This is a genomic window from Rhodopseudomonas palustris, assembly GCF_034479375.1.
Lineage (GTDB): Bacteria > Pseudomonadota > Alphaproteobacteria > Rhizobiales > Xanthobacteraceae > Rhodopseudomonas > Rhodopseudomonas palustris_M.
On the sequence record NZ_CP140155.1, the window covers coordinates 833269 to 846969 of the forward strand.

The following is a 13701-nucleotide window of genomic DNA, read 5'->3' on the forward strand; positions in this document are numbered from 1 at the left end:
CAGACGGTCCGGGCACGGCCGGGAGGACAAGGAAAGTCATGAGCGACATCGTCACGGCGGGTATCCTGGTGATTGGCGACGAGATCCTGTCCGGCCGCACCAAGGACAAGAACATCGGCTTCATCGCTGAATACCTTACCAATATCGCCATCGACCTGCGCGAAGTGCGGGTTGTCGCCGACGACGAGGAGGCGATCGTCGAGGCGCTGGACGCGCTGCGCGGCAGCTACACCTATGTGTTTACGACCGGCGGAATCGGCCCGACCCATGACGACATCACCGCCGACTGCGTGGCGAAGGCGTTCGGCGTCGGCATCGGCTATCACCCCGAGGTGCTGGCGAGGTTCCGCGAACGATTCTCCGAAGCGGAACTGAACGAGGCTCGGTTGCGGATGGCGCGGATTCCCGACGGCGCCGAACTGATCCAGAGCGCCACCATCATCGCCCCGGGATTCAAGATCGGCAATGTCATCGTGATGGCCGGGGTGCCGTCGATCATGCAGGCGATGATGGACATCGTCGCGCCGAAATTGAAGTCCGGAGTGAAGATGCTGTCCGAATCGGTGCAGGCCAATGCGCGCGAAGGCGACATCGGCGGACCGTTGCGGGAGATCGCCGCGGCTCATCCGGAGACGATGATCGGCAGCTACCCGTTCCTCGACGAGGGACGCAAACCGAATACGAATCTGGTGGTCCGCTCGCGCGACGCCGAAAAATTGCAGCAGGCGATGAGCGCGGTGAAGCGGATGTTGGCGGAATTGCACGCGACCGAATAATTTCAGCACGGAGGGAGTATGAACAGCGACTCGGTGTTCTGGAAGATCGCAGACGGACGATTGCCGCCGCCGCCCTGCGCCACCACCCTGGGAATCGAATTTCTCCGCGTCACCCCCGAATCCGGCAACATCGAAGTGAAATTCGAGGCGACGCCGGCGTTTCTCAATCTCGCCGGCCACGTGCAGGGCGGCTTTCTCGCCGCGATGCTCGACGACACGATGGGGCCGGCGCTGGTTGCGACGCTCGACCCCGACGAGTTCGCGCCGACCGTCAATCTCAATGTGCAATTCCATCGCCCCGCACGGGTCGGGATGTTGAAAGGCGTCGGCCGCGTGCTATTGCGGGGCAGGGAAGTCTGCCAGCTCAGCGGCGAATTGCTGCAGGACGACAGGGTCGTGGCGACCGGCACCGCGACCGCGGTGATCCGCAGGATGACGGAGACGGCATGGACAGCGGCTTCGAGGCCGGCATAGCAGAGCGGCGGCCGTTTCCGGTCTCCTGGGACCAGTTTCATCGCGATTGCCGGGCGTTGACCTGGCGGCTGAACGAGGTCGGGCCGTTTCGTGCGGTGATCGCGATCACCCGTGGCGGGCTGGTGCCGGCGGCGATCGTGGCGCGCGAACTCGGACTGCGGGTGATCGACACGATCTGCGTGGCGAGCTACGCCCATGACAAACAGGGCGATTTGCAGGTGCTGAAAGGCGTCTCCGAACACACCGCCGCGCTGGGCCACGGCACCGGCAAGGGATTGCTGATCGTCGACGATCTGGTCGACACCGGCAAGACCGGCCGGATGGTCCGCGACCTGCTGCCCGACGCGCACTTCGCCACCGTCTACGCCAAGCCGATGGGCAAGCCGCTGGTCGACACCTTCATCACCGAAGTCTCGCAGGACACCTGGATCTTCTTTCCGTGGGACACCGGCCTGAGCTTCCAGCCGCCGCTGAAGGACGGCGCGGCGTAGGGGCGGTCGGCATTGTGGCGCGCGGCGCGGACTAACCTCTCCCCGCGGGCGGGGAGAGGTCGGATTGCGCAGCAATCCGGGTGAGGGGGCGCCTCCACGAGTCTGAGCTTTTCGGGTGGCGCACGCCGCGCGCTGGTGATGACATCGCGACGCTCGGCTGCGGCGAGACGCCCCCTCATCCCACCCTTCTCCCCGCAGGCGGGGAGAAGGAGCAGGCCGGGCGCGGGGAGAGGTCCTGCCACGCGCGGGATCGCGATGACGCTCTGAGACAGGCCTCGTCTTGTGTTTGTGGAGCCGACCATGCCGCTGCAGAACCGCGTGACGCCGTTCGGCGACATCGTCGCGGTGGCGAGCCGCGGGCTGTTCACCGGCAATCGCGGCATCATCCACGATCCCGCGACCAAGACGCTGCTGACGCGGCGCTGGTCGAGCCCGGCCTGGATCACCTGCGTCTGCGACTTCCGCGGCCGCCGCCGCGACGTGATGGCGACGCGGAGCTGGACCGAGCTGTTCTTTCTCGATGAAGCGACCGCGCTCGCGGCGGGACATCGGCCTTGCTACTATTGCCGCCGCGACGATGCGAACCGCTTCGCCGCGGCGTGGGCGAAGGGCAGCGGCCTTGTGCATGTGAGTGCTAAAGAGATCGACGCGACGCTGCATCGCGAGCGGCTCGACGGGAAGGCGAAGCGGCTGCATCCGCTGCCGTGTGCGGTGAGCGAGTTACCTGACGGCGCGATGGTGGCGGAAGGCGCTAGCGTGGTGGCGGCTGGCGACGGCGCGTCGCCATGCGCTGCGGCCACGGCGGCAGCAGCGCCGGCGGAACAGATGCCAGCGTGCTACCTGATCACGAAGGGCCGGGCGCTGCGCTGCTCGTTCGACGGCTATCAGGCTGTCGACCAGCTCCCCGTCAATGCGATGCTAGTTACGCCGCCCTCGACGCTGCGTGCGCTTAGCGCGGGCTATCGACCCGCGCTGCATCCGAGCGCGCCTGCCAACTGACAGCGTCATTCCGGGGCGCGCGCAGCGCGAACCCGGAATCCAGACGTTCAGAGCACCTCGGGATTCCGGGTTCGCACGCCGCGCGTGCGCCCCGGAATGACGAGCGCGAGCGCAGCAGGCGTGCCGTGAACTACTCGAACCGCTTTCTTGCCAATTCCGCGCCGGCACCCAGTGCGGCGAGTTTCGCCTCGGCGATGTCGCGGCGCATCGGGGCCATGCCGCAATTGGTGGTGGCGACGATGTTGTGCTTCGGCACGTGTTGCATCACCGCCTCAATGGTGGCGCAGACGTCGTCGGCGGTTTCGATCGCGTCGCTGGCGACGTCGATCACGCCGGCCTGGACGATCTTGCCGGGCAGCAGCGACAGCAATTCCAGCGGCACGCGCGAATTGCGGCATTCGATCGCGACCTGCTGAATCGGACTGGCGTCGATCGCCGGAAAGATCTGTTCGTATTGCCGCCACTCGGCGCCGAGCGTCTCTTTCCAGTCGGTGTTGGCCTTGATGCCGTAGCCGTAGCAGATGTGCACGGCGGTGGCGCAGGTGAGGCCTTCGGCGGCGCGCTCCAGCGCCTTGACGCCCCAGTCGGCCGCCTCGCTCATGTAGACGTTGAACGCCGGCTCGTCGAACTGGATCATGTCGATGCCATCGGCCTGCAGCGCTTTGGCTTCCTGATTGAGCAGCTCGGCGAAGGCGAAGGCCATCTTGACGCGGTCGCCGTAGTACTTGTCGGCGATGGTGTCGATGATCGTCATCGGCCCGGGCAGGGTGAACTTGATCTTGTGCCTTGTATGCGCGCGTGCGACCAGCGCCTCGAATTCGTGGACGCGGCCCTTCAGCCGCAGCGGCGCAACCACCTGCGGCACCATCGCTTTATAGCGATCGTTGCGGATGCCCATCTCGACCTTGTGGGCGAAATCGATGCCCTCGACCGCTTCGAGAAAGCCGTGGACGAAATGCTGCCGCGCCTGCTCGCCTTCGGTGACGATGTCGACGCCGGAATCCTCCTGCAGCTTCAGCGCGAGAATCGTCGCGTCGCGCTTGGCACGCTGCAGTTCCGCGCCCGAGGATTTCCACGGCGCCCACAGCTTGTCGGGTTCGGCGAGCCATTCCGGCTTCGGCAAGGAGCCAGCGATCGTGGTCGGAAACAGCATGGGGCCTCTCCCTGGGACGCGTCGTTGCGGCCCTCTCTGCCATGTTCGCTGCGTGGCGGATAGGGGGCCGAGACCGAGGTGACAAGGCCGGCGCGGCCGGGCTAGGATGCGCAAAAATCAACCCGCGAAGGGAGCCCGCATGATCGACCTGCATTACGCGCCGACGCCGAACGGCTGGAAGATCTCGATCATGCTGGAGGAATGCGGCCTGCCGTACAAAGTGGTGCCGATGCAGCTCGGCCGCGGCGACCAGTTGAAGCCGGAATTTCTCGCGCTCAGCCCGAACGGGCGGATGCCGGCGATCGTCGATCATGCGCCCGCCGACGGCGGAGCGCCGCTGAGCATATTCGAGAGCGGCGCGATCCTGATCTATCTGGCGGAGAAGTCGGGCCGGTTCATGCCCAGCGCAGCGCGGCCGCGCTTCGACGTGATGCAATGGCTGATGTGGCAGATGGGCGGGCTCGGGCCGATGCTCGGCCAGAACGGCCATTTCCTGCTGTATGCGCCGGAGAAGATTCCCTATGCGATCGACCGCTACAGCCGCGAGGCCAAGCGGCTGTACGGCGTGATCGAGACGCGGCTCGCCGACCGGGAATACATCGCCGGCGACTATTCGATCGCCGACATGGCGTGCTTTCCCTGGATCATGACCCACAAGGCGCAGGGGCTGAGCCTCGACGAATTCCCGAACGTCAAGCGCTGGTACGCGCTGTTGCGCGCGCGGCCGAAGCTGCAGGCCGGGTTGGCGCTCGGCAAGGAGGACCGGAAGCCGATGGACGAACAGGCGCGCAAGCTGCTGTTCGGCGTCGACGGCCCGGCGCATGCGGCGGCGCAGGGTGCGCAGCAGCAGTGAGAGTAGTGGTGAGCACTGGATACGGACGACGTCGATGCACGCGCGATCAACAACCCCACCTGTCATCGCCCGGCTCGACCGGGCGACCCAGTATTGCAGGGCAGATGTCGCTGAACTCAATCGCTCTGGAATACTGGGTCCCCCGCTTTCGCGGGGGACGACGGTGGGGATGTGGTAACGATGCCCCGCACAACATCAACGTTCGTCATTCCGGGGCGCGCCGAGGGCGCGAGCCCGGAATCCCGAGATGTCCTGAACCTCTGGATTCCGGGTTCGCCGCTGCGCGGCGCCCCGGAATGACGGATCGAGAGTATTGAACAAGTAACAACAACAAAAGGAAACCCCGATGCTCGAATTCTTCTTCGACTGCTCCAGTCCCTGGACCTATCTGGCGTTCCACAACATCCAGCCGCTGGCCAAGGAGGTGGGCGAGGAGATCGTCTGGCGGCCGATCCTGGTCGGCGGGATTTTCAACTCGGTCAATCCGAGCGTGTATGAATCGCGCAAGACGCCGGTGCCGCTGAAGGCGCGCTACATGAAGAAGGATCTTTCCGACTGGGCGCGTTCGGCGGGGCTGGCGATCAAGATGCCGCCCTCGGTGTTTCCGGTGAACAGCGTGAAAGCGATGCGCGGCTGCCTATGGCTGCTGCGCGACAAGCCGGACGCGATGGCGCCGTTTGCTACCGCCGTGTTCGAGGCCTATTGGGGCGACGATCAGGATATCTCCAAGGACGAGGTGCTGAGCGCGATCTGCACCCGCGCCGGCCTCGATCCGCAGGCATTCTTCGCGGCGATCGCCGAGCCCGCGATCAAGGATCAGCTCAAGGCCAACACCGACGAGGTGATGGCGCGCGGCGGCTTCGGCTCGCCGACGATCTTCGTCGACAAAACCGATATGTATTTCGGCAACGACCGCTTGCCGCTGGTGCGCGAGGCGCTGATGCGCCGCAAAGCGAGCGCCGCCTGATGACGAAGGCGGTGGTGTGCCGCGAACTCGGTCCGCCCGAGGCGCTGCGGCTTGAAGAGATCGAACGCAAGGCGTTGAAGCCCGGCGAGGTGCGGGTCGCGATCCGCGCCGCGGGCATCAACTTTCCCGACATCCTGATGTGCGCGGGGGAGTATCAGCTCAAGCCGGAGCTGCCGTTCATTCCCGGCGTCGAGGCGGCCGGCGACGTGATCGAAACGGCCGAGGGCGTCGGCGACGTCACGGTCGGCGATCGGGTGATCGTCAAGCTGCGGTTCGGCGCCTATGCGGAGGAAGTGGCGGTGGCGGCGTCGCAGCTCACACCTGCGCCCGCCAATTTCGACTACGCCGAGGCGGCGACGTTTCTCGCCGGCCACGGCACGGCCTGGCACGGGCTGGTCGATCGCGGGCAGTTGAAGACCGGCGAGGTGCTGCTGGTGCACGGCGCCGCCGGCGGCGTCGGCCTCGCCGCGGTCGAACTCGGCAAATATCTCGGCGCGACCGTGATCGCGGCGGCGTCGTCCGAGGAAAAGCTCGCGGTTGCGCGCGCCCGCGGCGCCGATCACGGCATCCTGTACGGCGCCGAGCCGTTTCGCGATGCCGTCAAGCGCATCACACAAGGCCGCGGCGCCGACGTGGTGTTCGATCCGGTCGGCGGCGAGATCTTCGAACAGAGCGTGCGCTGTATCAACTGGGGCGCGCGGCTGCTCGTCGTCGGCTTCACCGGCGGCATCGGGCTCGCACGTACCAATCTGATCCTGATGAAGGGCGCGAGCGTGATCGGCGTTCGCGCCGGAGAGGCGGTGCGGCGCGATCCCGCGCTCGGCGAACGGCGCATCAAAGCGCTGCTCGATCTCGCGGCAAAGGGCGTGCTGCGTCCGAACGTGTCGCATCGGTTGCCGCTCGCGCAATGGGCGCAAGGGATGCGGCTTCTGATCGAGCGCAAGGCGATCGGCCGGGTCGCGCTGCTGCCGTAACGCGGAATTTGCAAGCGGCGCCCAGCGAAAATTTCGCTTGGCGCGGGTTTCGCAATGTGGAATGCAGCGCAAAACAACGAGGACTGAATGAGCGCTGAAATCGAACGCGATGCTTATATGAAACTGGTCGGCACCGAGATCGGGGTGTCGGAGTGGCACGTTCTCGATCAGAAACGGATCGATACATTCGCCGATTGCACCGAGGACTGGCAGTTCATCCACGTCGATCCGGAACGCGCCGCGCGTGAGACGCCGTTCGGCTCGACCATCGCGCATGGCTTCCTGACTTTGTCGATGCTGAGCGTGTTCTCCTACGAGGCGATGCCCAAGATCAAGGGCGTCACCATGGGCGTCAATTACGGCTTCGACCGGCTGCGTTTCATCTCGCCGGTGAAGGCCGGCATGCGCGTGCGCGGTCGGTTCATGCTGGCCGAAGCGACGTGGCGCAAGCCGGGCGAACTGCTGTCGCGTACCAGCGTCAATGTCGAGATCGAGGGCGAGAAACGTTCCGCACTCGTGGCCGACTGGCTCGGCCTGATCTACTTCGAACAATAATCCGGGAAACAACACACATGGCTATCAGGTTCGACGGACGCGTCGCCATCGTCACCGGCGCGGGCAACGGTTTGGGGCGCGCGCATGCGCTGGGCCTCGCGGCGCGCGGCGCCAAGGTGGTGGTCAATGATTTCGGCGGCGCGCGCGACGGCACCGGCGGCTCGATGACCGCGGCCGAGACCGTGGTCGAGGAGATCCGTAAGGCCGGCGGCATTGCGATGGCCGACGGCGCCGACGTCTCGAACTACGAGCAGGTGCAGGCGATGGTCGCCAAGGCGACCAAAGAGTGGGGCAGCGTCGATCTGATGGTCGCCAATGCCGGCATCCTGCGCGACAAATCCTTCGGCAAGATGGAGCTCTCCGACTTCCAGAAGGTGATCGACGTGCATCTCGCCGGCACGTTCTACTGCTGCAAGGCGGTGTGGGACGGCATGAAGGAGCGCAACTACGGCCGCATCGTGCTGACGACCTCGTCGTCCGGCATGTTCGGCAATTTCGGCCAGGCCAATTACGGCGCGGCCAAAGCCGGCATCGTCGGGCTGATGAACGTGCTCGCCCAGGAAGGCCGCAAGTCCGATATCCGCATCAACACCGTGTCGCCGACGGCGGCGACCCGTATGACCGAAGAGCTGCTGCCGCCGCAGGCGCTGCAATTGATGAAGCCCGAGGCGATCACCCCGGCGGTGCTGTTCCTGCTCGGCGAGAACGCGCCGACCCGCACCATCATGGGAGCCGGCGCGGGCTCGTTCGCGGTGATCAAGATCATCGAGACCGAAGGCATCAACTTGCCGGAAGACGAATGGACCCCGGACGCGATCGCCGCGCATTTTGCCGAGATCGACGATTCGTCGAAGGCCCAGGCGCTGGAAGGCGCGTTCCAGCAGACGCAGAAATACGTCGCGCAGGCGGCGGCGAGGCTCGGCATCAAGATGTAGCTCTGGATGTCATTCCGGGGCGCGCCGCCAGGCGCGAACCCGGAATCTCCGGTCGCAGAACAGCTCCAGATTCCGGGTTCGCTCGCTGGCGCGAGCGCCCCGGAATGACGGAGACGGGAAGCGATCGGCTCTCAACACGTCATTCCGGGGCGCGCGCAGCGCGAACCCGGAATCTCAGGTTGCAGAACATCTCGGGATTCCGGGTTCGCTCGCTGCGCGAGCGCCCCGGAATGACGGAGAGGGGAAACGATCGTCTCTCAACTTGTCATTCCGGGGCGCGCCGACAGGCGCGAACCCGGAATCTCCGCGCGCAGCCCGGTTCGTGTATAAGGGCCGGATGATTTCCAGCGCAGGCCACCGTCGTGGCTGACAGGTTCGACATCGACATTGCCGTGATCGGCGCCGGCCCCGCCGGGCTGATGGCCGCCGAGACCGCTGCGCAAAGCGGCGCGCGCGTGGCCGTGTTCGACGGCATGAGTTCGGCCGCCCGCAAATTCCTGCTCGCCGGGCGCGGTGGGCTCAATCTCACCCACAGCGAGCCGCTGCCGGAATTCCTCGCGCGCTATGGCGACGCGCAGGCGCGGCTTGCGCCGGCGATCGAGGCGTTTCCGCCCGATGCGCTGCGCGCCTGGGCGGAGGAATTGGGGCAGCCGACTTTTGTGGGCAGCAGCGGCCGGGTGTTTCCGGTGGCGATGAAAGCCTCACCGCTGCTGCGCGCCTGGCTGCGCCGGCTCGCCGCCCAGGGCGTGGGATTCGAGCTGCGGCATCGCTGGAGCGGCTGGGATGAGCAAGGGCGACTGCTGTTCGACACGTTCGACGGCGTGCACGCGGTCGCGGCGCGGGCGACCGTGCTGGCGCTCGGCGGCGCGAGCTGGCCGAAGCTCGGCTCCGACGGTGGCTGGGTCGATCTGCTCGGCGCGAAGGGCGTCGCGATCGCGCCGCTGAAGCCGGCGAATTGCGGCTTCCTGGTCGAGTGGTCGGATGTGTTTGTCGACAAGTATCAGGGCTCGCCGCTGAAGAACCTCGTGCTGTCGTTCGGCGGGCGCAGCGTGCGCGGCGAGGCGATCGTCACCAGAGGCGGCCTCGAGGGCGGCGCGGTCTATGCGCTGTCGGCGAGCTTGCGCGATGCCGTCCTCGCGGCCGGCGCGGCGACGCTGACGATCGCGCTGCGGCCGGATCTGTGCGCCGACGAACTCACCGCGCGGCTGGGCAAGCCGAAGGGCAAGCAATCGCTGTCGACTTACTTGCGCAAGGCGGCGGGGCTGGCGCCGGCCGGGATCGGGCTGCTGCAGGAAGCTGCGCACCGGCAGGGGGTGTCATTGGCGGCGCTGTCGCCGGCGGAACTGGCGGCGCTGATCAATGCGGTGCCGGTGCGGCTCACCGGCATCGCGCCGATCGCGCGGGCGATCTCGACCGCGGGCGGCATCGCGTTCGACGCAATCGATCACAACTACATGCTGCGCCATCTGCCCGGCGTGTTCGCGGCCGGCGAAATGCTCGACTGGGAAGCACCGACCGGCGGTTACTTGCTGACAGGGTGTTTTGCGACGGGGGCTGCGGCGGGGCGGGGCGCGCTGGCGTGGCTGGGGCGATGATGCATAGCGTGGGCGACGGGAAAGTCGTTAGTTCCGTCATTGCGAGGAGCGAAGCGACGAAGCAATCCAGCAGCCGCATGCTCGGAACTGCTGGATTGCTTCGCTTCGCTCGCAATGACAAAGGGATGATCTGAGTTCGTCATTCCGGGGCGCGCGGAGCGCGAACCCGGAATCTCGGTTGTGCCCCGAATCTCGGGATTCCGGGTTCGCGAGCTACGCTCGCGCCCCGGAATGACGAACGGAAAAGATGTTACTTCAGCTTCCCCCGTGCCGCGACCGGCAGCGTCCCCAGAATCTCCTCGCCGCGGACCATTACCACTTCGTCGAGCATGTTGACGACGACGCAGACGTGGTTGGGCACGATGCGGACGACGTCGCCGATGGCCGGGCGGGAGTTGCTGCGGGAGAGGTCGAGGAAGCCGTGTTCTTCGGCGAATTTTGCGATGCGGGCTTCGGGGTGATCGAGGATCAGGCCGAAGCCGTCGAGGCCGCCGCCGGGGTCCGACGTCAGCGTCTTCGAGCCGGCGTCGAGGATGCCGCGCTCCGGCGCGGCGCGGCTGACCACGGTGGAATAGATCGTCAGCGCGCAATCGTCCCAACTCGCGACGCCGGCTTCGACCTGCATGCGGTCGTTGTAGATGTAGGTGCCGGGGCGATGCTCGGTGGCGCCGTCGAGCTTTCCGAGATTCTTCAGATTCGGCGAGCCGCCGGTCGAGACGATCTCCGCGTCGAGGCCGTGGGCGCGGATGCCGGCGAGCGCCTCGTCGAAGAAGCGCTGCGCCTGCGGCCAGCCGTCCTCGGTCGGGTACAGCATCAAGCCTTTGAATACGAGCCCGTCGGAGGCGGCGATGGTGCGCGCCAGCGCGATCGCTTCGGCAGGCGTCTCGACGCCGGCGCGCTGGCGGCCGGTGTCGCATTCGACCACGACGCCGAGCGGGCGGCCCGCGCGCGCGGCGGCTGCGGGCAGGCCGGCAATCACCACCTCGTTGTCGGCCGCGACGATCATCTGTACGCGTTCATGCAGCGCGCCGAGCCGCGCCATCTTCTCCTCGCCGATCAGATTGTAGCTGATCAGGATGTCGTCGATGCCGGCATCCGCCATCACTTCGGCCTCGCCGAGCTTCTGGCAGGTGATGCCCCTTGCCCCCGCCGCGATCTGCATCTGCGCCAGCAGCGGCGACTTGTGGGTCTTGATGTGCGGCCGGTTGGCGACGCCGGCGGCGTCGCACAGCGCCTGCACCCGCGCGATGTTGCGCTCGACGCGGTCCATGTCGATCACCGCAGCGGGCGTGCCGATGTCGCGGGCGATTTTGGCGGCGAGCGGGGTGGTCATGGGCGGGCTCCGGTTCGTGGCGTAGACTTGGCAACTTGTTAGCACGTCATGCCCGGGCTTGACCCGGGCATCCACGGAAACAAGCACGGCCTAGCTCGTGGGCGTGGATGGCCGGGTCAAGCCCGGCCATGACGACTTACGACTGGGAAGCGCCGTGCTTATCCGGTCAAGGCTGTGAGAGAAACGAGGCCTCACGCGCTTTCGATTTCTTCGCGCAGCATTTCCAGTTCGAGCCAGCGCTGTTCGGAATCGTGAAGCGCCGCGTGGGCCTTGGCCATCGCGGCGGAGGCGGTGTCGAATTTGGCGCGGTCGCGGGCGTAGAGTTGCGGGTCGTCGAGCTGCTGCTGCAGCGCGGCGATCTCGGCCTCCAGCTTGGCGATGGTCTTCGGCAGCGTTTCCAGCGCGTGCTTGTCGTTGAAGGTCATCTTGCGCTTCGGCGCGGACGCCGACGCGGCTGGCGCCGCGGCCTTGGGCGCGCTCGCCTCGCTGGCAGTTTTCGCCGGGGCGCGGCTGAGGTCGGCGCCGCGCTGGGTCAGCATGTCGGAGTAGCCGCCGGCATATTCGGTCCAGCGGCCGTCGCCTTCCGGTGCGATCACCGACGTCACGACGCGGTCGAGGAAGTCACGGTCGTGGCTGATCAGGATGACGGTGCCGTCGTAATCGCCGAGCATCTCTTCGAGCACGTCGAGCGTCTCGAGGTCGAGGTCGTTGGTCGGCTCGTCGAGCACCAAGAGGTTCGACGGCTTCGCCAGCGCGCGGGCCAGCATCAGCCGGCCGCGCTCGCCGCCGGACAGCGCTTCCAGCGGTGTGCGCGCCTGCTCCTGCTTGAACAGGAAGTCCTTCATGTAGCCGATGACGTGGCGCGGCTTGCCGCCGACCATCACCTGGTCGCCGCGGCCGCCGGTCAGCGCTTCGGCGAGCGAGGTCTTGGCGTCGAGGCTGTCGCGATGCTGATCGAGGGTCGCGACTTCGAGATTGGTGCCGAGCCGGATGCTGCCGGAGTCGGGCGACAACGCGCCGGTCAGGATGCTGATCAGCGTGGTCTTGCCGGCGCCGTTGGGGCCGACGATGCCGATGCGGTCACCGCGATTGACGCGGATCGAGAAGCCGTCGACGATCGGGCGATCGCCCCACGCCTTGGCGATGTTCTTCGCCTCGATCACCAGCTTGCCGGATTTGTCGGCCTCGGCGGCGGCGAGATTGGCGCTGCCGGTCGGGCCGCGATAATCGCGGCGTGAGGCGCGCAACTCGTGCAGGCCGGCGAGCCGCTTGACGTTGCGCTTGCGGCGGCCGGAGACGCCGTAGCGCAGCCAGTGCTCCTCGGCGACGATCTTGCGGTCGATCTTGTGCTGATCGCGCTCCTCTTCGGCGAGCACATCGTCGCGCCAGGATTCGAACTGCGAGAAGCCGCGGTCGATCTGCCGGATCACGCCGCGATCGAGCCAGGCGGTGGCGCGCGACAGATTGGCGAGGAAGCGGCGGTCATGGCTGATCATCACGATCGCGCCCCTGCGCTGCGCCAGATCGCTTTCCAGCCATTCGATCGTCGTCAGATCGAGATGGTTGGTCGGCTCGTCGATCAACAGGATGTCCGGATCGGGCGCCAGCATCCGCGCCAGCGCGGCGCGGCGCGCTTCACCGCCCGACAGATGTGACGGGTCCTCGTCGCCGTGCAGGCCGAGCTGCTCCAAGAGATACGCGGCCTGATAGTGCGCGTCGCCCGGCGCCAGCCCGGCTTCGACATAGGCCAGCGTGGTCTTGAAGCCGTCGAAATCCGGCTCCTGCGGCAGATAGCGGATGGTGGAGCCCGGCTGCACGAAGCGGCTGCCGCGGTCGGGCTCGATCAGGCCGGCGACGATCTTCAGCAGCGTCGACTTGCCGGAGCCGTTGCGGCCGATCAGGCAGAGCCGGTCGCCCGCCGAGACGCTGAGTTCGACGCCGTCGAACAGCGGCGCGCCGCCGAAGGTCAGCGCGATGTCTTTGAGTTGGATCAGCGGCGGGGCCATTGGTGGTCCATCAGGTCTGTGGTTGCGCCGGCGGCGAGGGGCGGCGGCGGGCGATCCGGCGGATCGTGGTGTCGAGCGCCGCGAGAAACGCCGAGCGGTCGCGCGGGGTGAATCCGCGCGGACCGCCGGTGATCTCGCCGGAGGAGCGCAGATCGGTCATCAGATTGCGCACCGCCAGAGTCATCCCGATCGACGCCTCGGAAAACGGCTTGCCGTTCGGCGCCAGCACCTCGGCGCCGGCCTTGACGCAGCGGCTCGCCAGCGGAACGTCGGCGGTCACCACGATATCGCCCGGCTGGACGCGTTCCGCAATCCAGTCGTCGGCGGCGTCCATGCCGGAACCCGCCGCGATCCGCTCGATCAGGGGATGCGCCGGCACGCGGATGAAGCTGCCTGCGACCACGCTGACCGGCAGGCCGTGGCGCTCGGCGACCCGGTAGATCTCGTCCTTCACCGGGCAGGCGTCGGCGTCGACATAGATGCGGGTGGGCGCGGCTTCGGTCATTCGCTCTCGGTCGGGGGCTGGCGCGGCGCTTTACGGCCGCTGCGGCGCTGGCGTAGCATCGCCGGACACGATCGCCAACAAGATC

General features: G+C 66.9%; 14 protein-coding genes. 10 read left to right on the forward strand and 4 right to left on the reverse strand.

Annotated elements, in window-relative coordinates:
• Window positions 1-38 precede the first annotated feature (38 nt).
• The 4 genes from SR870_RS03640 (at window position 39) to SR870_RS03655 (ending at window position 2740) form a co-directional block, all read left to right on the forward strand.
• A complete protein-coding gene (locus SR870_RS03640; protein ID WP_322518180.1) occupies window positions 39-776 on the forward strand; it encodes a competence/damage-inducible protein A in 738 nt (245 codons plus the stop codon).
• Between the two features lie 18 nt (window positions 777-794).
• The gene (locus SR870_RS03645) at window positions 795-1250 is read left to right on the forward strand and encodes a PaaI family thioesterase (RefSeq protein WP_322516688.1); all 456 of its coding nucleotides are present in this window, start codon (window positions 795-797) and stop codon (window positions 1248-1250) included.
• Entirely contained in the window at window positions 1223-1741 is a 519-nt protein-coding gene (gene gpt / locus SR870_RS03650) for a xanthine phosphoribosyltransferase (protein WP_322516689.1), read from the forward strand. Before SR870_RS03645 ends, gpt begins: the two co-directional genes overlap by 28 nt.
• A 300-nt stretch (window positions 1742-2041) precedes the next feature.
• Window positions 2042-2740, forward strand: a complete 699-nt coding sequence (locus SR870_RS03655; RefSeq protein WP_322516690.1) for a hypothetical protein — start codon at window positions 2042-2044, stop codon at window positions 2738-2740.
• A gap of 130 nt (window positions 2741-2870) precedes the next feature.
• On the opposite strand, the gene SR870_RS03660 is transcribed toward SR870_RS03655, so the two are convergent.
• Window positions 2871-3893: a methionine synthase gene (locus SR870_RS03660; protein ID WP_322516691.1), complete on the reverse strand. Its 1023-nt coding sequence runs from the start codon at window positions 3891-3893 to the stop codon at window positions 2871-2873.
• Between the two features lie 139 nt (window positions 3894-4032).
• On the opposite strand from SR870_RS03660, the gene SR870_RS03665 reads away from it, so the two are divergent.
• The 6 genes from SR870_RS03665 (at window position 4033) to SR870_RS03690 (ending at window position 9772) form a co-directional block, all read left to right on the forward strand.
• The gene (locus tag SR870_RS03665; RefSeq protein ID WP_322516692.1) at window positions 4033-4746 is read left to right on the forward strand and encodes a glutathione S-transferase N-terminal domain-containing protein; all 714 of its coding nucleotides are present in this window, start codon (window positions 4033-4035) and stop codon (window positions 4744-4746) included.
• A 346-nt stretch (window positions 4747-5092) separates the two neighbouring features.
• Window positions 5093-5713, forward strand: coding sequence for a 2-hydroxychromene-2-carboxylate isomerase (locus SR870_RS03670; protein ID WP_322516693.1), 621 nt, complete (start codon window positions 5093-5095; stop codon window positions 5711-5713).
• Window positions 5713-6687, forward strand: a complete 975-nt coding sequence (locus SR870_RS03675) for an NADPH:quinone oxidoreductase family protein (protein WP_322516694.1) — start codon at window positions 5713-5715, stop codon at window positions 6685-6687. The genes SR870_RS03670 and SR870_RS03675 overlap by 1 nt, the downstream gene beginning before the upstream one ends.
• A gap of 87 nt (window positions 6688-6774) precedes the next feature.
• Window positions 6775-7242 carry a MaoC family dehydratase gene (locus tag SR870_RS03680; RefSeq protein WP_322516695.1) on the forward strand — a complete coding sequence of 156 codons (468 nt, stop codon included), beginning with the start codon at window positions 6775-6777 and terminating at the stop codon, window positions 7240-7242.
• Between the two features lie 17 nt (window positions 7243-7259).
• Window positions 7260-8177, forward strand: coding sequence for an SDR family NAD(P)-dependent oxidoreductase (locus tag SR870_RS03685; RefSeq protein WP_322516696.1), 918 nt, complete (start codon window positions 7260-7262; stop codon window positions 8175-8177).
• A gap of 362 nt (window positions 8178-8539) precedes the next feature.
• Window positions 8540-9772: a TIGR03862 family flavoprotein gene (locus SR870_RS03690; RefSeq protein ID WP_322516697.1), complete on the forward strand. Its 1233-nt coding sequence runs from the start codon at window positions 8540-8542 to the stop codon at window positions 9770-9772.
• A gap of 250 nt (window positions 9773-10022) precedes the next feature.
• On the opposite strand, the gene SR870_RS03695 is transcribed toward SR870_RS03690, so the two are convergent.
• The 3 genes from SR870_RS03695 to SR870_RS03705 all read right to left on the reverse strand — a co-directional run bounded on the left by SR870_RS03695 (window position 10023) and on the right by SR870_RS03705 (window position 13616).
• Window positions 10023-11105: a D-TA family PLP-dependent enzyme gene (locus SR870_RS03695; RefSeq protein WP_322516698.1), complete on the reverse strand. Its 1083-nt coding sequence runs from the start codon at window positions 11103-11105 to the stop codon at window positions 10023-10025.
• Between the two features lie 191 nt (window positions 11106-11296).
• Window positions 11297-13111, reverse strand: coding sequence for an ABC-F family ATP-binding cassette domain-containing protein (locus tag SR870_RS03700; RefSeq protein WP_322516699.1), 1815 nt, complete (start codon window positions 13109-13111; stop codon window positions 11297-11299).
• Window positions 13112-13121: 10 nt separating this feature from the next.
• The gene (locus tag SR870_RS03705) at window positions 13122-13616 is read right to left on the reverse strand and encodes a YaiI/YqxD family protein (protein ID WP_322516700.1); all 495 of its coding nucleotides are present in this window, start codon (window positions 13614-13616) and stop codon (window positions 13122-13124) included.
• Between the last annotated feature and the right edge of the window lie 85 nt (window positions 13617-13701).

Bases quoted from the DNA above. Each gene is read 5' to 3' on its own strand.
- SR870_RS03700 (WP_322516699.1), bottom strand. From the start codon at position 13,111: ATGGCCCCGCCGCTGATCCAACTCAAAGACATCGCGCTGACCTTCGGC.
- SR870_RS03685 (WP_322516696.1), top strand. From the start codon at position 7,260: ATGGCTATCAGGTTCGACGGACGCGTCGCCATCGTCACCGGCGCGGGC.
- SR870_RS03665 (WP_322516692.1), top strand. From the start codon at position 4,033: ATGATCGACCTGCATTACGCGCCGACGCCGAACGGCTGGAAGATCTCG.
- gpt (WP_322516689.1), top strand. From the start codon at position 1,223: ATGGACAGCGGCTTCGAGGCCGGCATAGCAGAGCGGCGGCCGTTTCCG.
- SR870_RS03670 (WP_322516693.1), top strand. From the start codon at position 5,093: ATGCTCGAATTCTTCTTCGACTGCTCCAGTCCCTGGACCTATCTGGCG.
- SR870_RS03675 (WP_322516694.1), top strand. From the start codon at position 5,713: ATGACGAAGGCGGTGGTGTGCCGCGAACTCGGTCCGCCCGAGGCGCTG.
- SR870_RS03705 (WP_322516700.1), bottom strand. From the start codon at position 13,616: ATGACCGAAGCCGCGCCCACCCGCATCTATGTCGACGCCGACGCCTGC.
- SR870_RS03655 (WP_322516690.1), top strand. From the start codon at position 2,042: ATGCCGCTGCAGAACCGCGTGACGCCGTTCGGCGACATCGTCGCGGTG.
- SR870_RS03660 (WP_322516691.1), bottom strand. From the start codon at position 3,893: ATGCTGTTTCCGACCACGATCGCTGGCTCCTTGCCGAAGCCGGAATGG.
- SR870_RS03640 (WP_322518180.1), top strand. From the start codon at position 39: ATGAGCGACATCGTCACGGCGGGTATCCTGGTGATTGGCGACGAGATC.
- SR870_RS03645 (WP_322516688.1), top strand. From the start codon at position 795: ATGAACAGCGACTCGGTGTTCTGGAAGATCGCAGACGGACGATTGCCG.
- SR870_RS03680 (WP_322516695.1), top strand. From the start codon at position 6,775: ATGAGCGCTGAAATCGAACGCGATGCTTATATGAAACTGGTCGGCACC.
- SR870_RS03695 (WP_322516698.1), bottom strand. From the start codon at position 11,105: ATGACCACCCCGCTCGCCGCCAAAATCGCCCGCGACATCGGCACGCCC.